This window comes from Treponema sp. OMZ 803 (genome assembly GCF_024181165.1).
GTDB lineage: Bacteria > Spirochaetota > Spirochaetia > Treponematales > Treponemataceae > Treponema.
The window spans coordinates 497593-519584 of the sequence record NZ_CP051195.1; the positions used below are offsets into that span (position 1 = coordinate 497593).

The following is a 21992-nucleotide window of genomic DNA, read 5'->3' on the forward strand; positions in this document are numbered from 1 at the left end:
GTGTACTATAAAACAGCCTTTGGGACTATAGCTCAGCTGGATAGAGCGTCAGATTCCGGATCTGAAGGCCGGCGGTTCGAATCCGCCTAGTCTCATTCTTTTTAAAATATATCTAATTTCCGGTTTCTTTTCTCCGTTCTTGCCTACTTGACTTAAATGCTATTTTACTTGATATGCTTAAATGCAGGTAGAAATATTTAGGAGCTATATGAAAATTGTTTTTATTACCGGTGTGTCCGGAACGATGGGATCCGAAGCATTAAAACAGATTGCTCAAACGGGAGCATTCCGTTGTCGTGTTCTATTACGACCTAAAAAGGCGAATATAAAGCTGGCAAAAAAGCTTCAGAAAAACGAAAACATTGAAGTGTTGTTCGGTGATATACAAAACTGCGAAGACTGTCTTGTCGGCGTAAAAGATGCAGACTATGTGCTTCACTGCGCAGCGATTATTCCTCCTGCTGCCGACCACAATCATGATGCTGCATTCCGTACGAATTGGATGGGGACTCAAAATCTGCTTAATGCTGTGGTAGAAAACGGACAAATCGAAAAGACAAAATTCGTTTACATAGGCACCGTTGCGGAATACGGTAATAGAACATTCAAACACCCGTGGGGACGAGTCGGCGATCCGCTTTTGCCGAGTGCGTTCGATATGTATGCGGCAAGTAAAGTAAAGGCCGAGCGTGCGGTTATTGAATCTCCTTTATGCTGGGTTTCGCTGCGGCAAAGCGGCATCTTATATGACGACGTGCTTTTCAATAACATGAATGACGGGCTGATGTTTCATACGTGCTGGAATACGCCGATAGAATGGGCAACGGCGCGTACATCCGGCCTACTTTTGAAAAATCTCGTTGAAAAAGATACAAACGGAACGCTCAGGCCTGATTTTTGGAAAAAGGTATACAATATCGGAAACGGAAAGGATGCCCGTGTTACCGGCTTTGAAACACTTGACCGCGGTTTTAAAATGATGGGACGGAGCGCCGAGGAAATTTTCCGCCCCGAATGGAATGCAAGCCGCAATTTCCATTGTATGTGGTTTGCCGATTCTCATATATTAAACAGCTATCTTGATTTTCAACATGAAGGGTTTGAAGCGTTTTTTTCAAAGCTTGAAAAAAAATTGTGGTATTTTAAATTGGGAAAACCGTTCCCGCGCCTTGTGCAGCGTTTTTCGATTATGCCGCTGCTGAACACAAATAATGCCCCGGTCTTTTGGGTTACGCACAACCTCAAAAAAAGAGTTGATGCCTTTTTCGGTTCGTTGCAGGCGTATAATGCAATCCCGCGCAGCTGGGAAAAATTCCCGTTATTGTGCAAAAATCAAAACCCTGAAACCGGTGCTGAGTTAGATTATGCGGCATTAAAAGACGAAGCATTGCTTGCGGCAAACAATATGCTTTTAAATCACGGCTATGATGAAACAAAGAAGCCGGATGAACTTGATATTGAAGATATGCAGCAGGCAGCAGCTTTCAGGGGTGGCAAGTGCAACAGTACAACAATGACCCGCGGCGATATGTACCGTCCACTGCAATGGCAGTGCCATAATGGTCATCATTTTTCGGCGACTCCGTATTTGGTGCTTAAAACAGGCCATTGGTGCCCCGAATGCTGCAGCGTACCGCCGTGGAATTTCGGAGAGCTTGCAAAACACATTCCGTTTTATGCGCAAGTATGGTACGACGACCACACGAGTGATGAAACGGAATCGTATTCAGCAGAGGATGCCCGCGATATATTCGCCTACGAAGCAGGTTCCTCTAATATACAAAGGGGATGATACGCTTCGGTTTATAGCGGGCAAATTCGTCGGGGAAGTCTTGCGCATATTTTTTATACAAGGCATGAGACCGCGGTACTAAGTTACAAGCCGTCCAAAATAAAAACAGGAAACCGGCGGATGACCATGTTAAAACCGCAAAGCCGAGCCATTCCACCAATTCACCGAAGTAGTTTGCACTGGTAACGTAGCGGTACATCCCCTTACACGGATAGTAATGCTTGCTGTCTCCATTTGATCTCAGCGAACGAATATAGGAATCGGATTGTATATTGATAAACATACCGGCACAAAATAATGCAGCACCAACGATAAAACGGGGATCGGCAAACCAGCGCACGTTATACATCTCTGCAGGAGAAAAATAAAAAATCCATAAACCGATTAAAAACGCATTGACCGTATTAAAGAGCATCCCCATTGATACTATGCTAAGCGGCATTTTACTGTTTCCCTTGAGTAGCATCGGGAAAATCAGCGTGCGCTGAATGTAGTGCGCAAGGAAGAAAGACACAAGCACTATCCGCACCGGTTTGTGTGCATAGTCGAGTATTGATAGTAAAGAAATCATAACGATAAGGGTGGGACACTCCATCAGCATCCATGCAGCTTTATTGTTAAAACTGAAGCCCCATTTTTTATTGATCAGCTTCCCGTACCCTGCCGGGATAAAATACAAGGCAATAAAACACATCAACCCTAACGCAAGCATTGTAATTTCAACAGTACAATATACAGAATATAACATTGCCACAGTATCATCGCTTTTCTTCTTTTAATCAACTATCTTTTGATGCGGAGTGTTGGGGAATGCAACTTTCCGCACGAATCAAGCGCCGGTATGAAGGGTTGACAGGCTGCATAAATACTCGTAGCTTACTTAAAAAGGCTGAATGAGATTATGGATCCTACGATACGATTGCTTCCCGCCGATGCGGTGTACACTGTGTATGAGCGGCTGCGGCAAGAGAACCCTGATCCGCGGAGCGAGCTGCATTGGAAAAATGTCTATACGCTGCTTGTTGCCGTGGTGCTTTCGGCACAGGCAACCGATGTCGGGGTAAATAAAGCGACTGCGCCTCTTTTTGAAAAAGTCGATACGCCGGAACAAATGGTTGCGCTCGGTGAAGAAGGACTGAAGGGTTATATCAATTCCATCAACTTATACCCGACAAAGGCAAAACGGATTATCGCGCTTAGTAAAATTTTGATAGACCAATATCATTCTGAGGTACCGCATGATCGAGCCGCATTGGAAAGTCTTCCGGGTGTCGGCCGGAAAACAGCAAATGTTGTGTTGAACGTAGGGTTCGGTGAACCCGCAATAGCGGTCGACACACACATCCTACGAACGGCGCCCCGTATCGGACTGTCTAACGGGACAACTCCGCTGGAAGTAGAACAAGATTTGATGCGCATAACACCCGAAGAATTTTTGCTGGACGCTCATCATTGGATACTGTTGCACGGCAGATATGTCTGTAAAGCGCGAAATCCTGATTGTGCCGGATGTAATCTTAATGATATATGCTTAAAAAACGGGGTAGGGGAGTAGAACCGTAACAAAAGGCGGCAGGAAGATTGGCTATCTGCTTCGCATTTCCGGCCTTGCTTACAATAGAGCCGTCCCCAGCCGCTGTTTTATTTTTTCATTGGTAGGGCGGACATCGTAATACGCCGCTTTAAAGGTGATTGTGCGGGCTGTAGTATCCCACAGTGCGAAATATGCAGGGAAATGCGTTTTATCGGCAAGCTCCGCCGCTCTATTTTCCGCTGCATCGAATACACGCGGAAAGCCTACGCTGCCAGGATTGACGATGCAGCAATCCTTATCGAGCGTAATCGTTTGTTCCGGTTCAGGATATAATGCGCCGTAGTCTTCTCGATCGGTGTAGTAGAAGGCAGCTTGATGGGTATGTCCGCAAAAGCAGAGTTTAAAGTTTTCGGCATATAAGTATTGAAGCGATATTGCCGTTTCTTGCCCTCCCTGCAGGTATTCGGTAAGAGGTTCCAACGGAGACCCATGTACAAGCAGCGTCTTTTCGGATAAAAAATAGAGAGGGTGCAGACCTGCCAAAAAGAATCGGCTTTTCCACGAGATAAGCTGTGCAGTCTTTTTTAGCGATCGGTGTGCGTTTTCACCGAACCAGCTGCTCGGGAGTCGCTTTAATAATCCCGCTTCGTGATTACCCGCCAGAAGAATACATGGACGGATGTGTCTTTTCAATTCTTTTATTTGCTGTATGCACGCTTCGGGATCGGGGCCGTAGCCGACCATATCGCCAAGCGAGATAAAGCCGCCATACTGCCCTTCGACGGAATCCAGCACAGCGTTGAGTGCTTCCATGTTTGCATGGATATCGGCCGTTACCAGTATCTTCATAATGAGAGGAATATATCATACCGTATGCCGGAAAAACTTACAACAAGACTTTTCAACAACCTCCGGGATAGCTTTCAATCGGATTGGAAACTGCTCTCCGAGACCGAACATTTTCTTGCTTCTACCCCCTTGCAGCGAAATTATGAACAGCAGTTTGCCCTATGGCGTAAACAGCTGCAAATAGAAAAAAATGATGCGGTACGTGCATCGATACGGGGAGAAATCATTGCATTGAGAAAAGCGCTGCGTCTGGAAGGATATGATTTATCGCTCGGTTCAATTCAACTTATTGTAGAAGATTTTGTCAACGATGATGCGGCTGCCCGCGGTTTCCAACGGGTTGTGATCTGCTTTTGCGATGCGGGGGTGTTTTGGTTATCGGGAGAAGCCAATCATCTTGAACTTGCCGGTGATCTACAGACCGAGTTGGAACGTAAACGGCTGTATGTTCATCCTGAGATGCATTATCTTTGGTTTCTATGGAAACGAAATGCTTTATTACTCAGCGGTTCCGCAACTGAAACAAAAGAAGCTTTCGAGCGGCTGCAAAAACGAGCTCAAGCAAACCCACAAAAGATATTGCGGTATCTTAAAGCGTTATAGGATCAGTCTTACTTGTCTTTTCGCTGTTATTTTAGTACCTTCATCCGTAATTAACATACTTTGATAAGGAGTACAGGGGAATTGAGTTTTCCGTACAGATAGATACTTCGTTTATAAACCGTTAGGAGATATGATATGGACATGGATTTATACATAACAAAGCATCGGGTCATGCAAGATTACCTTCGCCAGCTAACCAACCTTGTAAACGGTACTATAGACAAGGCAAATGCGCCATTAATTGCAGAGCTTATTAATAAAACAACGGGTGTATTGAATATGCACCTTGCCTCCGAGGATCATTTTGTTTATCCAAAATTATTGGAGAGCAGCGATGAGAAAATTCGATCAATTACCCGATCATATATGAATGAAATGACCGGCATAGCGGATTCGTATCTCGCCTTTCATAAAAAATTCAACACGCCGTCAAAAATACTTGCGGATATCGATGAATTTAAGCGGACTTTTAAAAAAGTTCGGGATGCACTTTTGCTGCGCATAGATCGCGAAGAAAAAGAACTGTATACGTTTACTGTTTAAAAGTTTCCTGAAAAGGCAATGCGCGGACTTGCAATTTCCTCTTTTTGCTCCTATAATTGCAACTATGCTGAGCCAACGCATCGGATTTTTGCAGTACCAACCGCCTCTTTCCAAAGTGCAGTTGTTATTTTCAGTAGCGGCATATTTGCAAAAGGTAGTTGACATAAAAATAGTCGACGCTACAATCACTCAGCAACTCAGCAACTCAGCAACTCAGCAACTCAGCAACTCAGCAACTCAGCAACTCAGCAACTAGACTGTGCCCTGATAAACGGGCAATTTTTTCATTTAAGCAACACCATTATTATTTTTTCTCATCAATTTTTGCAGACGGCAAGCGTACTGTTAGGCTTTTTTATTTTAAACCGCAAAGGGCGCTAAGTATGCGGAGAAAGATAGAGAGGAGAGTTGATAAGGATATTCCTTCTAAAACCTTAGCATTTTCTGCGAGCTTCGTGGGTGCATTAAGAAAAAGAACTGCAAAGCACATTCCCTATTCCCAAGATTCAAGTATAAATTTCGTACCACATAATTACACATTATGCATTATAAATTATCCATTATTTTCAGCTTTTTATCGTAGGAGCCGTCCTGCAGTATGGTTTGATTCAGGGTAAACGGAGCCGTAATTGGTAATTTGTAATGGATGAAAGCCATAAGCGAAGCCTTTGGTGCTTTGAGGCAAAATAATGATAATAGAGGAGAAATACGTATGAATACTAAAAAGGAAAAGAGCGGAAAGCTCTTAGGTTTAGCAGCGGCAGTGCTGCTTACAGCAGTGTTAGTGTTTACCGGCTGTCCCAATGCCGCGGGTGGTAACAGCGGAGGCAGTATCACACCGCCTGCATCTGCCGGTAGTTATAATGCAGCGACCGGTAAGGGTGTAGTAGGCGGCGTAGAGTTTACGATGAAAGGGATTGCAGCGGTAACAAACGGAAACCTTGGGCACATCGATGAGAGTGATAACGGAGTGCATACGGTAAGCCTTACTGCCTACCGGATAGGCGAAACGGAAGTAACGCAGGAGCTGTGGCAGGCTGTGATGAGCAATAATCCGAGTTATTATGACGGCACTTCCGGTAAAGAACCTGTATCCGGCGAAACGCAAGAAAAGCGACCGGTGGAAAGCGTGGACTGGTATGAGTGTATAGCGTTCTGCAATGAGCTTACCAAGAAGGTAGCGGGGTTAGGAGAGAGTGAATGTCTGTACTATAGTGATGCAGGTTATACGAACGTGTATACAAAAGAAGATGCAGGTGCAAAAAAAGAGGTGTATTTGTATACAGACATGAATAAAAAAGGGTTCCGGTTACCGACGGAAGCGGAATGGGAATGGGCAGCTATGGGCGGAAAAGACTATAAATGGTCTGGAACAAATGTCGAAAGCGAACTTAAAGACTATGCGTGGTACAGGGCTAATAGTAATAATCAAACGCATGAAGTAAGGAAGCAGACTGCGAACGGATACGGCTTATACGACATGAGCGGGAACGTATGGGAATGGTGCTGGGACTGGTATAGCAACACTACGCCTGCGGGCGGGCAGGACCCGACTGGCCCTGCTGCTCCCGGTGCTGACCGCGTCGATCGCGGCGGCAGCTGGGACGGCTATGCAGGCGACGCCGCTCGTGCGTATCGGGGCATCAGCAATCCCGGCAGCCGCCGCAGCATTCGTGGCTTGCGGCTGGTCTCGCGTCCCTAGAGCTCACACATTTTGCCGGAGAGGTAGAGCAGCTGCGGGCTGTTGAGCAGTGTACGTCCGTGTACACTGCTCAACGATAAGTTTTTCTATCGAAAAACTTACTACTGTTTGGAACCGCCGCCGTCCGTGGCGGTATGTGGCGAATCCGAACAGGCAAAATGTGTAGAGGTGCACGTGTTTTGCTGTAGAGCGTGTGCATATCCGCCAAGGAGGGCGGGGATAGTAAACAGAATTTGATGAAGAAAAACGAACGATAAGAGGCTGGAAGGTAGAGACGTTTTAGTTCAATATAACTCCCGCACCAATCCGCCACGGACGGCGGTACTGAAACGAGTTAGTGTGAAAGTCACCACTGTTTAGCTTTTATTTTCAGAACTATGCTTTGGAACCAAGGTGGGTTCTTAGGGCAGAGCCCCGCCCAAGAATGTGCGTCCTTGCACATTCTTGGGCTACGAGTTCGCAATGCGAACTCGCTGCTGCGTAGAACCACCGCCATCCGTGGCGGTACTGCGGTATGTTGATTTGGCAGGAGTGCAAACGCACCAGGTAGAGTAGATAAAAGCGCAGAATAATTGAGGCCGTGAGACCATTTGAACCGCGAAGAGGTTCAACTCTGGTTGAACGACCTCAATTATTCTGTGGGGATGCTAAGAAATAGCCTGATGCGTTTGCACGGGGCTTGACTTTCTTTTGAAATTGTGGAATACTCGTTCAGTCTTGCTAAGACGGTTATGTAACGGGCCATTAGCTCAGCTGGTAGAGCAACAGACTCTTAATCTGTGGGTCGCAGGTTCGAAGCCTGCATGGCTCAGATGAATAGGAAGTTAAGTAGCCTAAAGGCTAGGACTTGACATTCCTAAGAATCATCGGTATATTGTTTCGACTCACTTTGTGAGCGAGAGTGGTGGAATTGGCAGACACGCCAGACTTAGGATCTGGTGCCTCGGCGTGAGGGTTCAAGTCCCTCCTCTCGCAGGATTCCACACTGTACATACCGAGCGATATATTTTGCGGGAATAGCTCAGTGGTAGAGCGCCACCTTGCCAAGGTGGATGTCGCGGGTTCAATCCCCGTTTCCCGCTCTTGCAGAAGCGATTCGGTACATCCGAATCGCTTTTTTTTTAACCGGATAGTGCCGGTGAAGAATAAAGTTCTCTTGCGAGAAACCCTTTTAGAATCATAAGGACATGCCAATGAATTTTACGAAAGAATTTACCCCTATCGAAAAGTCTCGGATGAAACTTTCGATTACCGTTAAACAGGATGAGGTGCAAAACCGATATGCGCTTTTAACGAAAAAATATGCGAAACAGCTCCAGATACCGGGCTTTCGTAAAGGCAAAGTACCGGTAAAAATCCTTGAACAGAAATTCGGTGATACGCTACGTGCCGAAACGTATGACGAAGTAATTCAGAATGTATTGGAAGAAGTGTTTGAAGCTGCGGATAAATATTCACGGCCGTTGCCGTATTCGCAGCCTGAACTTGATGGCACACCCGATTTCAAACTCGACTCCGACTTGGTGTTTACCGTTCTGTATGATGTACTTCCTAAAGTAGAAATCTCCAAGGTAGAAGGTTTTACGGTGTCCGTGCCTGAGGTAGCCGTTACCGATGCCGATATCGAAAAAGAATTGGAGCTGATACGGGAACGTAATGCACTTGTTATCGATTGTGGCGATAACGATACCGTGCAAAAAGATAATATCGTAACCATTAATTACGTGCAGCTTGATGATGCCGATGCGGAAATCGAAAGTTCAAAACGTAACGATTTTGTATTTACCGTCGGCAAGGGGCAGTTCCATTACGGCGTAGACGATGAGCTTATCGGTATGAAGAAAGGCGAAGAAAAGGTTATCACCAAGACATACTCTACCGGATATGCCGACAAAGAGCTTGCAGGGAAGACAATCAAGTTAAAGGTTACCGTTACTGCGTTGAAACGCAAAGACCTACCCGCTATTGATGACGACCTTGCACAGGATGTAAGCGAAAAATACAAGACGCTTGCCGACTTAAAAGCCGACATATCGAAAAACCTTACACGTCAGGTGGAAGATGTTTTGGAGCGGAAAAAGACCGACAACCTGCTTAAACAGATGGCGGAAGCTAATCCCATTGAACTGCCTGAATCTATGATTAAGGCGGAACTTGAAGGCCGATGGGCTATGCTGGCACAGCGGTTAGGTATGTCGCCCGACAACTTGGAAAAACTGACGGGCGGTGTAAACGGTAAGTTTTCTAAGGAATCTGCGATGGCTGAATGGCGAGCAGAGGCGGAGCTGCGGCTTAAGACCCGCGTCATTGTCGAAAAATTGATGGAAGAACGGGAAATCGCTGCCTCACCGGAAGATGTTGAAGCGGAATATGCTTCGATAGCCGAACGTACAGGAGCTTCAACGGCGGATGTTAAAAAGCATTATGAGGGTAGTCCCCGCGAAAAAGAATATTTAATCGATGATATTAAAGAGAAAAAACTCTACGCACAGCTTTTTGAGAAATCAACGGTAAAACCGGGCGAAAAGCTGACGGTGGAACAATTACTTGGAGAGGGAGCTGCCGATGTCGGAACAGATGCATAGCCTTGTTCCCTATGTTATTGAGCAGACAGGAAACGGGGAACGCAGCTACGATATTTTTTCGCGCCTGTTAAAAGACCGTATTATCTTTGTCGACGGTGAGATAACCGATGCAACCGCCGATTTGGTGGTTGCACAGTTGCTTTTTCTGGAGTCCCAGAATCCCGACAAAGATATCAGTCTTTATATCAACAGCCCCGGAGGTTCGGTAACGGCGGGACTTGCCGTTTACGATACGATGCAGCATATTCATCCTCATGTGCAGACCATCTGTCTCGGACAGGCTGCAAGTATGGCTGCCGTACTTTTGGCAGGTGGAAGCAAAGGGAAACGCTTTGCACTGCCTTCCTCTCGCGTGATGATCCACCAACCGTGGGGCGGCGCACAGGGGCAAGCCAGTGATATTACCATACAGGCACGGGAAATACTCCGGTTAAAAAAACTGATTATTCAATACTGTGCCCATCATACCGGGAAAACGGAAAAGACAGTTGCCGAGGATATGGAGCGGGATTTTTTTATGTCTGCGCAGGAGGCTTGCGAATACGGCATTGTCGATATGGTCATGGATAGGAGAAAAAATGCCTAAATTAAGAAGTGATCCTTCTTTGGTTTGCTCTTTCTGCGGAAAGCGTGAGGATGCAGGCCGTAAAATTGTCCCCGGTCCGGGAGTTGCCATCTGCGATCATTGTATCCAGCTTTGCAAAGAATATTTGGCCGCCTATAAGATGGCAATGCCTTTACAGCTTTCGGGGGATATTCCGACGCCGATGGAATTAAAGGCCTATCTTGATGAATATGTCATCGGGCAAGAGAAAGCCAAGCGAGTTTTATCGGTTGCCGTTTATAATCATTATAAGCGAATTATGCATCCTCCTATAGATCGGAATGCTGTTGTTATTGAAAAATCCAATGTTTTACTGATAGGCCCGACCGGTTCGGGAAAAACGCTGCTGGCGCGGACGCTTGCACAAAAGATGAAGGTGCCCTTCGCTATCGCAGACGCGACTACTTTAACCGAGGCCGGTTATGTCGGAGAAGATGTCGAAAATATCCTTTTAAAGCTTATCCAGAATGCTGATGGCGATATTGCCCGTGCAGAACGAGGTATTATCTTTATTGATGAAATTGATAAGATTGCGCGGAAAAGTGAAAACGTGTCGATTACCCGTGATGTTTCAGGCGAAGGCGTCCAGCAGGCTCTGCTAAAAATTGTCGAGGGAACCGTTGCTTCGGTGCCTCCGCAAGGTGGCCGTAAGCACCCTAATCAGGATATGCTGAAGATTGATACATCCAATATTCTGTTTATCTGCGGCGGCGCTTTTGTCGGGCTTGATGCAATTATTCAGACGCGAGTTGCAGAGAATCCTATGGGCTTTGGTGCGGATGTACGGTCTGCAAAAGAAAAAAATTTGCAGGAATTATATGACAAGCTCATTCCCGACGATTTGGTAAAGTTCGGTATTATTCCCGAATTGATCGGACGGCTCCCCATCAGTGTCTCGCTTAACGATTTAAAACTTGCAGATTTGCGCCGTATTCTTGTTGAACCCAAGAACGCGATTATCAAACAGTTCCAAGAATCGTTTAAGCTTGATAATGTTAAACTGACTTTTGATGATGCCGCACTTGACGCTATTTCGCAACAAGCGCTGGATCAAAATACCGGTGCACGAGGTCTCCGTTCTATCGTAGAAAAACTGATGCTTGATGCAATGTTTGAAGCGCCTTCAATGAAAGGCCAAAAATCCTTGCATATCACAAAGAAGGTTATTGAAGAAACGGAAAAGCCTGAGTTAAAGCTGATCTCGGAAAAAACGGCATAGTTTGCCGAATTGTATTTTGTTTGGTTTATTTTTTAAATAACATCAAATGCCATAAAAAGAGCCGGTGCATTAAACGGACAGAAGCTAAAACTTCAACCGTTAGCGTCGGCTCTTTTTATATTCGCGCCGCTTTAATTAAAAAAATGAGTTGCGGTTTAGTTGCGATATTGTACACAGATGAGTGCGCCCAGTACCATCAGGTGAGCAGAGAGCTGCTGCAGGTAGGTTAGTAAACCGTGCACACCATGTATGCCGCTGTTAAATGTTCCGATAAAATCAATCAAAATAATATTGATGATCCATAAAACGATAAAAATAATTAAGATTACATTTAAAATTTGAGGGGAGAGTGTAAATAGCCCCATCAGCAGGAAAAAACCGGCGATAAGTTCACATACGGCAATCGCGATGATGATGATTGTGCTTATTGTTGAACTTTTTACCAGCTGTGTAAGAAAGGTAACTACCGGATTTAAATTACCGGCAGTGGATTGCATAAGTCCTGTTACGCCGCTAACCAGTAAGAAAAAAACAAGTGCAATTTGTAAGATGGTGATCCCCATACTTCGTCTCATAAAAACCTCCGAGTATCTTTTGTAAGAGACATCCTAAAACTTCTATTTTTAAAGATGTCCTGTATAATATCGGCGGATAGCCGCTATATTTTTACGGTATTGGTAATTGAAAATGCTGGAAATTGTTTGCTCAATTCGGATTCTAAATAATTTATGAATTATTTCTCCCTCTTGCCTGAATATGACCTGCCGTTTATACTTCCCGACATGTGTAATCACCACTATGCAAAATCAATTCGTCAATGTCTTTTTTCTATAAAACCGATAGAAGTGCACGGGGTAGATGTTACGGTGCATTCGCTTTCGTATGATTCGCGTGAGGTACGGGCGGGCACCGCTTTTTTTGCCTTGCCCGGCGTGCATACCGATGGTTCAAAGTTTATCGATGCGGCTATTGCGAAGGGCGCCGTTGCGGTTATCCATGAAACAACACTACCATTATATCAAGAGCATATTTGTTACGTTCAAGTGCCGGATGTTCGCGCTGCAATGGCCGCTGCGGCTGCCGTTTTTTTTGACGAACCTTCCAAAGACTTGGTAACAATCGGAGTAACCGGTACGGAAGGAAAAACCAGCACCGTCGATTTTATCTGGCAGCTGCTGCGGCTTGCCGGAAAAAAGGCAGGGTTTTCTTCGACCGTATCTTTTTCGTTTGGAGATGATCCCGTCGCCAATCCGGCGCATCAGACTACACCCGAATCGGTTACAGTGCAGGAACGGCTTGCCCGTATGCGGGATAACGGCTGCGAATATGCAGTGGTAGAAGCATCTTCTCACGGGCTTTCTCCCCGAACGGCGCGGCTATTGTATGTGCATTTCGATGCAGGCGTATTTATGAATGTGACGCAAGAGCATTTGGAATTTCACGGCACCTTTGAGCAATACCGCTATGATAAAGCGAATTTATTTCGGTCATTAGATACCCATGATCATAAGAAAAAAAACGGAACGGTTGCGGCCTTCGGCATTGTCAATCTTGAAGACCCGTCTGCCGCCTATTTTGCACAGGCAACAAATCAGCTCGTATTCGGATTTTCCGTGCAGAAGCATATCGGTGCTGCTACAGCTGTTCCGTTCTCAAACTTTGCAGGCGGCTTATCGGCTGATAACATTCATGAAGGGGAGAACGGTTTAACCTTTACCATTCACGCATCGTTTAACGGTGTGCAAAAAACATATGAGGCCGCCGCTCCGGTAACCGGCTTTTTCAATGTATACAATATCCTCGCCGCGCTTATTGCCGTTCATAACTTAACGGGACTGTCGTTTGATATGCTTGTGACGTTGCTGAATCGACTTATGCCGGTAAGGGGAAGAATGTGCCGTGTTGAAGCGGGGCAGGGCTTTGAGGTGCTTATCGATTATGCACATACGCCGTCATCATTCCAAGCGATTATGCCGTCTGTCCGTGACCGTGTTAAAGCGAAAGGCGGCCGCGTGATTGCCGTATTCGGCTCGGGCGGAGAGCGCGATACCGTTAAGCGACCGGAGCAGGGAAAAATTGCCGGAGAATACTGCGATACGATCATCCTCACCGATGAAGACCCTCGCGGCGAAGATCCTGTCGAGCTTTTGGAGATGATTGCCGCCGGCTGTCCTAACAAGAAGCGCGGCGAAGAACTGTTTATCATTCCCGACCGGCCGGCTGCCGTCCGTAAAGCATTTTCCCTTGCGCAACCGAATGATGCGGTATTGTTGCTTGGAAAGGGGCACGAAAATTCGATTATCGGGAAAAACGGCGCCATACCCTATGACGAGTACACCGAAGCGCACAATGCCCTACGGGAATTGCGGGATTTTTAATGTGTAGGATTTACTGCAAATACTTGGCGTTTAAATTCCGAAGGTGTAAGTCCGTACCGCTTTTTAAAAGCACGGCGGAACGTTTGTGTATTTGCATAGCCGCAGTGTTCGGCCAAAGCACTAAGAGATTCTTTCGTGTTCTCCGCAATCAGCGCTCGAGCTTTTTCGAGCCGTTTATCTTCCAAATATTGAGCAAAACTTTTTTGCATTCTGGTACGAAAGAAATAGTATAGAAAATTCTCCGTCATACCGAAATCTTGAGCCATTTGAGAAAGATTTAAAAGCGGATTTGCATAAGATTGTTCTATATATTCGGCAATATGATTCATGAGGGTTATATCTTTTCCTTGACATACATCTGCCGGCACCGCATGTTTGTTGTCGTTTATTCGTGCGGAGGGTTGAGATTCCGAAAATGAGCAGGGAGAGGTCTGCAAAGAACTTTTTCGCGGTACGCGGAGCAATAATACGGCTGTATATCCGATATAAGATAAGAGACAAATCATAAACACGGCGGATACGGCAAAACGTCCGGTTACTATGTGCTGAACAAATGTAAATTGCGGAATGCTTACAAGAAGGACAGTATCGGTGCCCCGTATCGGTTGTGCAAAGAGAAAATAAGATTTGCCGCGTATACGCTGTTGCGTGATGATTATCGGTTCGCTTCTTTCGCTTGTGTTTTGTATCGATTTTGGCAAGGCCGATAGTATTGTTTGTATTTCAGATTGTACGGGATCGGCTTCTTTTACTGCCCCGTCAGGGCGGATAAGCAACGGACTACCTTTGCTGTCGATAAGCCAAAAGACGGCTTTGGCAGAAGCCGGAAGAGCGGAAAAAAGCCCTTCAAAATAGCTTGTTTTTAAAAGTATTATGAGCTTTCCCGCATTTGCTGCCGTATTTTGCAAAGGAAAGGTCTGTTCAAATACAAGAAGCTTCCTCTGTATACCTTTAGAAACCACTGAAGACTCGGGCAGCCATGCATTGACATACACAGGCCGTAGATAGTATTCCCGCCATTGTCTGCTGTTTAAATCTTGGAATGTAAAAAGAGCTGCATACATGGCATCTATATCGAAAAAAGCGTTGTCTGCTTCCAGTAAATAGTCGCTTTTTTTAGAATAAAGATACAGCGAATCGATTGCCGGATGTACCGATTTGACATAGGATAGCTGACGCTGTGCATTGATAAGTATTTGTATATCGGCGGAACCTTGTGCAATCGTATTCTGCATTACAAAGGCTTGTACATCGGTATTGATCATCAGCATATAAGAGAATCGCTGTATTTCACTCATTGTTAAATGAAGGGCATCGGCCGTTTTAATCAAAGTGTTTTTACAGGTATCCATTTGTTTTTTTATTGCACGGCGGAAAAACCGGTATTCAGTGACAGCTATCACGACACAGGCAACACAGCATAGTGCAAATAAAGAACGGGAAGCGGAAGTTTTCTGTATGTTTCGGCGTAGCGATCGAATCGGCACAATAAAAAAAGTATACCATGTTTAGAGTAAAAATGCAAAAATTTAGATTAGTTTAGGCAAGGTAAACGCATCAGGCCGTTTTTTTAACAACCCCGCGGAAAAGTTGAGACTATTCGACCAGAGTTGAACCTCTTCGCGGTTCAAATGGTCTCACAGTCTCAACTTTTCCGCGATTTTTATCTACTCTACCTGATGCATTTACCTGTCTGTTGGAAAAATGTACGAAATTTTAAGTAAAATTTCGTACAGAAGGAGGACAACCTCTGAAAATATTTTATAATGCGGTTGCCCTGTTAGGTTAGGATGCTCCTAAAAAACTGAAGCTATAGGGCATCGCTAAAAACGAGGTTTCCGGTTTTCACCCAATATAAAAAAATGCCAAGAACCGTAGGGCTTCCCATTAACGATAACATCTTGCGTGTGCTGCATACTGATAATATGTATATCCTGTAAAAGCGTCGGAATGGTTTCCGCATCGGTAAAAAAGTGAGGAATACCGTTTTCCGGCCCATCTTCAATTTTAATGACGGTATTTTCATCAACGACGGGAAATCCTGCCTCCTTATAGCTCCACGCATTTTTTGAGCAGAGTGTAAGATACACTTCGCTGCCGTTTTTTACGACCCGTCTTATTTCAGAAAGTATTTTTTTAATACCGGCAGTATCCGTATGAGAAATCACATGGTACGCAAGGAGACAATCAAACGAATCATCCTGATATGGCAAAGCACTCATATCCCCGCATTGAGCGGTAATCGGTAAATTTTGTTCCGCAGCGGTTGCACGCAGCCCCTCAACAGCACTCTCCGCTAAATCGATTGAATGAACGGTAAAACCTTTTCTTGCAAAAAACAGCGAATGCCGCCCCAATCCGCAACCGAGATCAAGAAAATGCGAATACCCCTTTTGCTTCCACCGCTCCGCCAAATAATACGCAATTTCCGCCGGCCTGTACCATATATCCGTTTCTATTTTCTCCCAATCCCATGCTTTATGTTCTACCATATATATACCACCTTGCAGCTTTTGCCTTTCCAGCGCTTTTGAAAATAGCCTGTCCGGAAGTGTACGTCCGTGTACATTCGTGGGCTACGAGTTCGCAATGCGAACTCGTTTCTGCGTTACACCCCGGACGTCCTTGTCCGTTCTGATACGTCGAGGATGTAACAACGAAATAGATGCCTGTATGCATAATCCTCATACCAGCGCTTTTAAAAATAGTGGTGCCGGATACAAGGCGCGAGCAAAAAACACCCGCAGGCGTATCTTTGATACGTTGAGGACTGTTTTTTGCACAGCAACGCCGTAGACGGCATGCATATTTTTAAAAGTTTACTTGTATTGTCGGTTATACGCAGTCTGCATATTCTCAAGAACTGCAGACAGCTGGAGCTTATCCAAATTCTTTAGATAGTTATCCCATTCCGTATCGCTGTTGATATCCATGGTACCGACCATGAATTTAACGGCGCTCTGGCGGATATAGTTGGCAAGCTCTTGCTTCACTGTAGAGAATTTTTCAATTTCTTCTGCAGTGTACTTTAACGGCGGCACTTCTTTATTGACATCTGCATAGGGTTTATACAGATTATGAGTTTCATCGTAGAGGACTTTCTCAAGGTTTTTCGGTGCATAGTAGTCGCCGCTGAGGTCAACAGCCTGTCCAAGCCGGAAGGATGAGATTTCGGCAATGGTTTGCCCTTGAATAAAGGTTACGTTCTGCGGGTCTTTGTCGTTCCACGGTTTCAGCTGTTTCCAAATTGCTTTTTGACCGTCTAAACCGACATCTCCTTCGGCTGCCCATGCCCATGCATCCCCTTCATTACCGTATTTCTGCTTAAGCGTACCTTCGGTGCTGTACATGTAATCAAAGTAGCGGAGGATTGCCTCGGCATGGGGTGTTTTTGACGAAAGAACGAGGGCGCCGGTTCCCGGTACGGACAAGAAGTTTACGGCTTCGCGTACTCCGTGCGGCCCCTTTAACGGTGCAATAGCTTGGAAGTGCAGGAAACGCTCTCCGCTTAATGATGAGAACTGGCCTCTCCAGCCGCCGGCAACAAACCCGACTACCGGCTGTGCGGAACTTTCAACTAACTGTGTCAGCTGACTTGAATCTTGGGTAAATGACCCGCTATAAATCAACCCTTCTTTATAGAGCTTATTGATAAATTGTAGAGCTTCACGGTATGCGGGTTTATTGACTGCAGTATCGACTTTCTTACCGTCCAGCAAATAGCCGGTGTTCAACTCCGCATCCGCAGAGATATTGGTATCGAGATCGCAGTAGATAAACGAGTTGATAATGAAGCGTTCAACCTGATCATTCCAGCCGATAATGGAACCGGCAAGCGGTATTTCATCTTTTTTACCGTTACCGTTGGGATCGTTATCGCGAATGGCAACGAGCGTGTCATAGAACTCATCGATGGTCTCCGGTACTTTAAGCCCGAGTTTATCGAGGAATGGCTTGTACACAAACATCTTCGCGGCATTCGTACAATGATAGCAGACTTCCAGACGAGGCAGCGAGTAGATATTGCCATCCGTCATGGTCATAAAGCCCATTGCTCCCGGAAAATCTTCTAAAGCCTTAGTTAAATTGGGCAACGTACCGTCGGAATAGTATTTATTAAGCGGCATAAATAATTTTTCTTCCGTACCGTAGGTTGTTTCTTCTTTAAAACCGATACCCATACCTAAGAAAGCGTCAGGCAAATCGCCGCCTGCAAGGGTGAGCGGTAATTTCTCCGCCGCTGCTTGCTCCGGCACCATAATCCAATTTACTTTAACGCCGGTTTTCTCTTCCATAAACTTGGAAAATTCGTTTGTGTTAAAATCTTCAACACAAGGCGGCTGAGCTACCATGATATTCACGGTAATAGGCTCGGTAACGATGGGATACGTTCCTTTAGGCGTATACTTCCCTTTTTCCGCAGTTCCCGATGCCTTGCATCCGCTGATGATAAGGCATGCAATAAGCGCCGTAGCGCACACAATACCGGTGATCCTTTTCATATTCCCTCCTTGATATCTAATATCGATATCTAAAATCGGCTTATAGCCTGATTTTCACTATTTTTAGCCCTTTACGGAACCAATCATCACACCTTTTACAAAATATTTTTGTACAAACGGATAAATAACCAAGAGCGGCAGACTAGCCACCACGATAAGCGCATACTTGACGGTTTCCGCAAGACCCTGTACACGTACGGCCGCGCTCACATCCGACAGCATAGTCGGGTTCGTCTTATTCACGATTAAAATATTGCGCAGCACAATCTGCAGCGGATAGAGCTTTTTATCCTGCAAGAACACTAAGGCGTCAAAATAGCTGTTCCAAAGCACCACCGCATAAAAGAGCGACAGTACCGCGATAATAGCTCCCGACAACGGAAGCACCACGGTAAAGAAGAACCGCAGATCGGAACATCCGTCTATTTGCGCCGCATCATACAGCTCATTGGTGATGGTTTCCTGCAAAAATGTGCGCGCGATGATAACGTTCCAAACATTGACCGCATTGGGGAGCACAAGCGCCCAGCGGGTATTGTAAAGTCCGATCCCTTTTACGACAAAATACAGCGGTATCAGTCCGCCGGAAAAGAGCATCGTCGCCATAATAAACTTGGTTACGAATTTTCTTCCATAAAATTCTTTGCGCGAAAGCGGATATGCCAGCAGCATCGAAAGAGACACGCTGATAAAAGTTCCGAGCGCCACATAGATGATGGAGTTGAGATATCCCAGTCCGATATCCTTGTTTGCAAAAACCGCCTTGTATGCCGTTAAATCGAAATTGACCGGAAAGAGCGTAACCCGATGCTCAATCACCGCCTTAGGATCGCTCAAAGAACAGGCAATAATATACAATAGCGGATACAAAACGATGATAAAACACAACCCCAAAAAGACATTGTTTATCCCGTTAAAGAGATTGTCAAAAGGCGTTTCCCGAATTTTCGATGATTGTTGTTTCTTCCATATAGAATGCTGAGTTTTTACCATAGCCCGCCGTCCTTTTGCCGTAGCTTTGCCAGATAGTTAAAGAGCAGAATAAGCGCTACGTTGATAAGAGAATTGATAACGCCGATAGCGGTTGAATAGCTGAAATCGTTATTGACCAACCCCATCTTATACACATACGTCGACATGATTTCGGCGGTTTCAAGGTTGAGCGGATTTTGCATCAAAAAGGCCTTTTCAAAACCTAAGCTCATAACAAAACCCATGTTCAAAATAAACATGATAACAATCGTGTTTCTGATACACGGCAAATCGATATACCAAATTTTCTGAAATTTATTTACGCCGTCTACACGCGCAGCTTCATACAATCCGGGGTCGACGGAGGTAAGCGCCGCAAGATAAATAATGGCATTATAGCCCGTATTCTGCCATAAGGCCGACCACACATAGATATGCCGGAAAAGTTTCGGCTCCCCCATAAAATTTAAGGGCTCAAGCCCGAATTCCGCCCGTATCACATTGAACAGTCCCAACGCAGGATCCATAAACTGCATCAAAATTGAGACCATAACCACCGTCGAAATAAAATACGGCGCATACGTCACCATTTGAACGGATTTACGCCAGAGCCTGTTTTGCGTTTCGTTCAATGCAAGCGCCATAATAACCGCAATCGGGATTGAGGCAAACAGCGCATACATACTCAGTATGAACGTGTTCCACATAATTTGCAGCGCAGAAGGATTACTGAAGAATTTGACAAACTGCGCCAAACCTACCCACGGACTTCCCCAAATACCTTTTGAAATACGGTATTTTTTGAACGCAAGCAGGATACCGTACATCGGCACGTACTTAAATACGATAAAATACAGCATCGGTAAGGCGATAATGACATAAAATTGCCAATGCGCACATATTTGACGTTTTGTGTTTTTACTTAGCATATATATAGTATTACACCGGTTCTTCCGATTTGAAAGTGTTGATATTTAAAAATTAGGTATGCTGATATAAAAAGAAGAGGTATTTTATGTAAAAAAGGTCATTTTTTGAACATCATCGAAATACCCCTTTATTTTGCCGGCATATCAAGTACAATAATTGCACAGGCGTACCGTTATTCGTGCAGAGAATTCAATACCGAGTCGGTCGCTTTTGGAGCATCCTCAAAGCTGTTCGGAGAATAGTATGAAAACAAGTTTATATACGGAACATCAATTACAGGCAATACAGAGGTGGCAAAACCTACAATTCGGTATGTTTATCCACTTCGGTCTTTACTCACTTGCGGGCGGCTGCTGGAAGGGACTTCCCGTCAAAAGGGGGTATTGTGAGCAAATACTTTCGCACGGGGAGCTGCCGCAAGCCGACTATGAAGCTTTACTGCATGAATTTCTCATACCCGATTTCAATGCGGAATCGATTGTCCTCCTTGCCAAGGCTGCCGGAATGCGTTATGTAGTGGTTACCTCGAAGCATCATGACGGCTTTTGTCTTTTTAATACAAAGACTACATCTTATAACAGCATGAATGCGGCTTGTAAGCGGGATATAGTTGCCGAACTCAGCGCAGCTTGTAAAAAAGAAGGGCTTGCGTTCGGAGTATATTTTTCGCTCATCGACTGGCACTGCCCTGATGCTCTTCCGATAAGCGCTCATAATTCCGACCGTATTCCGCCGAAACACCATGAATATAACTGCGCTCAGTTAACCGAACTGCTAACAAACTACGGCGAGATTTGCGAATTATGGCTCGATATGGGATACCCGACCGCCGAACAATCGAAGGATATGTATGCGCTTGTACATTCGCTCCAAAAACACATTATGATTAACGGGCGTATATGGAACGATATGGGCGACTTTGCTACGCTCCCTGATAATGCAATGCCCGAATTGCCGGTGAATGAATACGAATTAAACATCCCATGGCAAACGCCGGCTTCTATCTATAAAGAAACATGGGGATATAAAAGCTGGCAGGAACGCGGCAGCATTGATGAAAAAATTGCCGAATTAACCGGAAGTTTACGCCGTGTCGTATCCGGCGGTGGTAACTACCTTCTGAATATCGGGCCGGATAATACCGGTAAGGTTATTCCCTTTGAAAAAGAAGTCTTAGAGGGGATCGGCTGCAGTTTACGCGAAACCCCTCTTCCGCCCGTGCGCAGTTTCGGCAGGGATGAAGGTCAAACAGCAGCGTTTCATGTTCCCCCTATTCAGGCAGAAAAAGACGGTTCTTTCCGGTTGACCGTTTGTACAAACCTTTTTCGCTATACGGGCGGTGAATACTATACCCTGCGGCCGATTATAACGGGAAAACGCTGGCGGTTGGCTGTTCCGCCTGAATCTACCCAAACGGTCTTTATGTTGGGCTGGAAGTGTGTCGCTCCTCTAAAAGAAGATATAAAGCTCTGTTTTGAAGATGACGATACACGGCTGTATTTTTCGCTCCGCAAGGGAAAAACATACGGCCTTATCAGCTCCTGCTACCGCTTACCGCAAAACCGCCGTATATGCACACTGGAGCTTTCCACTGTTGGGGCACCCCACAGCCGCGGGGAACTCATCCCTGACAGCATGGTGCTGACCTTGGAAAAACAACTTTAAATGCGACGGGTGAACAAAGCGTGGACTTTGGAAACTGTTGCATTGATGTGCGAACAACGTACACGTTCCGTTCTTATTGACAAAAAACTAAAGAACCTATTAAATATAACTAAG

The 21992-nt window shown here is 45.3% G+C and carries 18 protein-coding genes and 4 tRNA genes; 14 read left to right on the forward strand and 8 right to left on the reverse strand.

Going from position 1 to position 21992, the window contains the following annotated elements; all coding sequences use genetic code 11:
- Window positions 1–21: 21 nt before the first annotated feature.
- A tRNA-Arg gene (locus ABH09_RS02270) sits at window positions 22–95 on the forward strand.
- A gap of 113 nt (window positions 96–208) precedes the next feature.
- Window positions 209–1792 (forward strand): NAD-dependent epimerase/dehydratase family protein, encoded by a 1584-nt coding sequence (locus ABH09_RS02275; protein ID WP_253715036.1) that lies wholly within the window; start codon window positions 209–211, stop codon window positions 1790–1792.
- Here ABH09_RS02275 and ABH09_RS02280 read toward each other — a convergent pair.
- The gene (locus ABH09_RS02280) at window positions 1773–2540 is read right to left on the reverse strand and encodes a DUF1295 domain-containing protein (RefSeq protein ID WP_253715037.1); all 768 of its coding nucleotides are present in this window, start codon (window positions 2538–2540) and stop codon (window positions 1773–1775) included. The two genes, ABH09_RS02275 and ABH09_RS02280, sit on opposite strands and share 20 nt — an antisense overlap.
- Before the next feature lie 153 nt (window positions 2541–2693).
- On the opposite strand from ABH09_RS02280, the gene nth reads away from it, so the two are divergent.
- Window positions 2694–3347: an endonuclease III gene (gene nth, locus ABH09_RS02285; protein ID WP_253715038.1), complete on the forward strand. Its 654-nt coding sequence runs from the start codon at window positions 2694–2696 to the stop codon at window positions 3345–3347.
- 57 nt (window positions 3348–3404) lie between these two features.
- On the opposite strand, the gene ABH09_RS02290 is transcribed toward nth, so the two are convergent.
- Window positions 3405–4175: a metallophosphoesterase family protein gene (locus ABH09_RS02290; protein ID WP_253715039.1), complete on the reverse strand. Its 771-nt coding sequence runs from the start codon at window positions 4173–4175 to the stop codon at window positions 3405–3407.
- Window positions 4176–4199: 24 nt separating this feature from the next.
- Here ABH09_RS02290 and ABH09_RS02295 point away from each other — a divergent pair, with 24 nt between their 5' ends.
- The 9 genes from ABH09_RS02295 (at window position 4200) to clpX (ending at window position 11431) form a co-directional block, all read left to right on the forward strand.
- Window positions 4200–4778, forward strand: a complete 579-nt coding sequence (locus ABH09_RS02295; protein WP_162662391.1) for a hypothetical protein — start codon at window positions 4200–4202, stop codon at window positions 4776–4778.
- 135 nt (window positions 4779–4913) lie between these two features.
- Complete coding sequence (locus ABH09_RS02300; protein WP_253715040.1) at window positions 4914–5321, forward strand: hemerythrin domain-containing protein; 408 nt, start codon at window positions 4914–4916, stop codon at window positions 5319–5321.
- 712 nt (window positions 5322–6033) lie between these two features.
- Window positions 6034–7023: a formylglycine-generating enzyme family protein gene (locus ABH09_RS02305; RefSeq protein WP_253715041.1), complete on the forward strand. Its 990-nt coding sequence runs from the start codon at window positions 6034–6036 to the stop codon at window positions 7021–7023.
- A gap of 738 nt (window positions 7024–7761) precedes the next feature.
- Window positions 7762–7834: transfer RNA gene (locus ABH09_RS02310), tRNA-Lys, on the forward strand.
- A gap of 84 nt (window positions 7835–7918) precedes the next feature.
- Window positions 7919–7998: transfer RNA gene (locus ABH09_RS02315), tRNA-Leu, on the forward strand.
- Between the two features lie 35 nt (window positions 7999–8033).
- Window positions 8034–8105 (forward strand) — tRNA-Gly (locus ABH09_RS02320).
- 111 nt (window positions 8106–8216) lie between these two features.
- Window positions 8217–9608, forward strand: coding sequence for a trigger factor (tig, locus tag ABH09_RS02325; RefSeq protein WP_253715042.1), 1392 nt, complete (start codon window positions 8217–8219; stop codon window positions 9606–9608).
- Window positions 9589–10194 (forward strand): ATP-dependent Clp endopeptidase proteolytic subunit ClpP, encoded by a 606-nt coding sequence (gene clpP, locus ABH09_RS02330; protein ID WP_016523077.1) that lies wholly within the window; start codon window positions 9589–9591, stop codon window positions 10192–10194. The genes tig and clpP overlap by 20 nt, the downstream gene beginning before the upstream one ends.
- Window positions 10187–11431, forward strand: a complete 1245-nt coding sequence (gene clpX / locus ABH09_RS02335) for an ATP-dependent Clp protease ATP-binding subunit ClpX (protein WP_253715043.1) — start codon at window positions 10187–10189, stop codon at window positions 11429–11431. The genes clpP and clpX overlap by 8 nt, the downstream gene beginning before the upstream one ends.
- Before the next feature lie 155 nt (window positions 11432–11586).
- On the opposite strand, the gene ABH09_RS02340 is transcribed toward clpX, so the two are convergent.
- Window positions 11587–12006 carry a hypothetical protein gene (locus tag ABH09_RS02340; RefSeq protein ID WP_162662401.1) on the reverse strand — a complete coding sequence of 140 codons (420 nt, stop codon included), beginning with the start codon at window positions 12004–12006 and terminating at the stop codon, window positions 11587–11589.
- A 207-nt stretch (window positions 12007–12213) separates the two neighbouring features.
- Between ABH09_RS02340 and ABH09_RS02345 the strand changes: the two genes are divergently transcribed.
- Entirely contained in the window at window positions 12214–13809 is a 1596-nt protein-coding gene (locus ABH09_RS02345; RefSeq protein ID WP_371922138.1) for a UDP-N-acetylmuramoyl-L-alanyl-D-glutamate--2,6-diaminopimelate ligase, read from the forward strand.
- Here the strand turns inward: ABH09_RS02345 and ABH09_RS02350 are convergent.
- From ABH09_RS02350 to ABH09_RS02370, 5 genes are all read right to left on the reverse strand, one after another.
- Window positions 13806–15161 carry an AraC family transcriptional regulator gene (locus ABH09_RS02350; protein WP_253715045.1) on the reverse strand — a complete coding sequence of 452 codons (1356 nt, stop codon included), beginning with the start codon at window positions 15159–15161 and terminating at the stop codon, window positions 13806–13808. The genes ABH09_RS02345 and ABH09_RS02350 overlap by 4 nt on opposite strands.
- Window positions 15162–15632: 471 nt before the next feature.
- Window positions 15633–16301: a class I SAM-dependent methyltransferase gene (locus ABH09_RS02355; protein WP_253715046.1), complete on the reverse strand. Its 669-nt coding sequence runs from the start codon at window positions 16299–16301 to the stop codon at window positions 15633–15635.
- 327 nt (window positions 16302–16628) lie between these two features.
- The gene (locus ABH09_RS02360) at window positions 16629–18311 is read right to left on the reverse strand and encodes an ABC transporter substrate-binding protein (RefSeq protein ID WP_253715047.1); all 1683 of its coding nucleotides are present in this window, start codon (window positions 18309–18311) and stop codon (window positions 16629–16631) included.
- Between the two features lie 63 nt (window positions 18312–18374).
- A complete protein-coding gene (locus ABH09_RS02365) occupies window positions 18375–19304 on the reverse strand; it encodes a carbohydrate ABC transporter permease (RefSeq protein ID WP_253715048.1) in 930 nt (309 codons plus the stop codon).
- Entirely contained in the window at window positions 19298–20212 is a 915-nt protein-coding gene (locus ABH09_RS02370) for an ABC transporter permease (protein WP_253715049.1), read from the reverse strand. Before ABH09_RS02370 ends, ABH09_RS02365 begins: the two co-directional genes overlap by 7 nt.
- Before the next feature lie 244 nt (window positions 20213–20456).
- Between ABH09_RS02370 and ABH09_RS02375 the strand changes: the two genes are divergently transcribed.
- Entirely contained in the window at window positions 20457–21878 is a 1422-nt protein-coding gene (locus ABH09_RS02375) for an alpha-L-fucosidase (protein WP_253715050.1), read from the forward strand.
- Window positions 21879–21992: the final 114 nt, after the last annotated feature.

Bases quoted from the DNA above. Each gene is read 5' to 3' on its own strand.
- ABH09_RS02360 (WP_253715047.1), bottom strand. From the start codon at position 18,311: ATGAAAAGGATCACCGGTATTGTGTGCGCTACGGCGCTTATTGCATGC.
- ABH09_RS02350 (WP_253715045.1), bottom strand. From the start codon at position 15,161: ATGGATACCTGTAAAAACACTTTGATTAAAACGGCCGATGCCCTTCAT.
- ABH09_RS02370 (WP_253715049.1), bottom strand. From the start codon at position 20,212: ATGCTAAGTAAAAACACAAAACGTCAAATATGTGCGCATTGGCAATTT.
- tig (WP_253715042.1), top strand. From the start codon at position 8,217: ATGAATTTTACGAAAGAATTTACCCCTATCGAAAAGTCTCGGATGAAA.
- ABH09_RS02290 (WP_253715039.1), bottom strand. From the start codon at position 4,175: ATGAAGATACTGGTAACGGCCGATATCCATGCAAACATGGAAGCACTC.
- nth (WP_253715038.1), top strand. From the start codon at position 2,694: ATGGATCCTACGATACGATTGCTTCCCGCCGATGCGGTGTACACTGTG.
- ABH09_RS02280 (WP_253715037.1), bottom strand. From the start codon at position 2,540: ATGTTATATTCTGTATATTGTACTGTTGAAATTACAATGCTTGCGTTA.
- ABH09_RS02305 (WP_253715041.1), top strand. From the start codon at position 6,034: ATGAATACTAAAAAGGAAAAGAGCGGAAAGCTCTTAGGTTTAGCAGCG.
- ABH09_RS02375 (WP_253715050.1), top strand. From the start codon at position 20,457: ATGAAAACAAGTTTATATACGGAACATCAATTACAGGCAATACAGAGG.
- ABH09_RS02345 (WP_371922138.1), top strand. From the start codon at position 12,214: ATGTGTAATCACCACTATGCAAAATCAATTCGTCAATGTCTTTTTTCT.
- ABH09_RS02275 (WP_253715036.1), top strand. From the start codon at position 209: ATGAAAATTGTTTTTATTACCGGTGTGTCCGGAACGATGGGATCCGAA.
- ABH09_RS02355 (WP_253715046.1), bottom strand. From the start codon at position 16,301: ATGGTAGAACATAAAGCATGGGATTGGGAGAAAATAGAAACGGATATA.
- ABH09_RS02365 (WP_253715048.1), bottom strand. From the start codon at position 19,304: ATGGTAAAAACTCAGCATTCTATATGGAAGAAACAACAATCATCGAAA.
- clpP (WP_016523077.1), top strand. From the start codon at position 9,589: ATGTCGGAACAGATGCATAGCCTTGTTCCCTATGTTATTGAGCAGACA.
- ABH09_RS02295 (WP_162662391.1), top strand. From the start codon at position 4,200: ATGCCGGAAAAACTTACAACAAGACTTTTCAACAACCTCCGGGATAGC.
- clpX (WP_253715043.1), top strand. From the start codon at position 10,187: ATGCCTAAATTAAGAAGTGATCCTTCTTTGGTTTGCTCTTTCTGCGGA.
- ABH09_RS02300 (WP_253715040.1), top strand. From the start codon at position 4,914: ATGGACATGGATTTATACATAACAAAGCATCGGGTCATGCAAGATTAC.
- ABH09_RS02340 (WP_162662401.1), bottom strand. From the start codon at position 12,006: ATGAGACGAAGTATGGGGATCACCATCTTACAAATTGCACTTGTTTTT.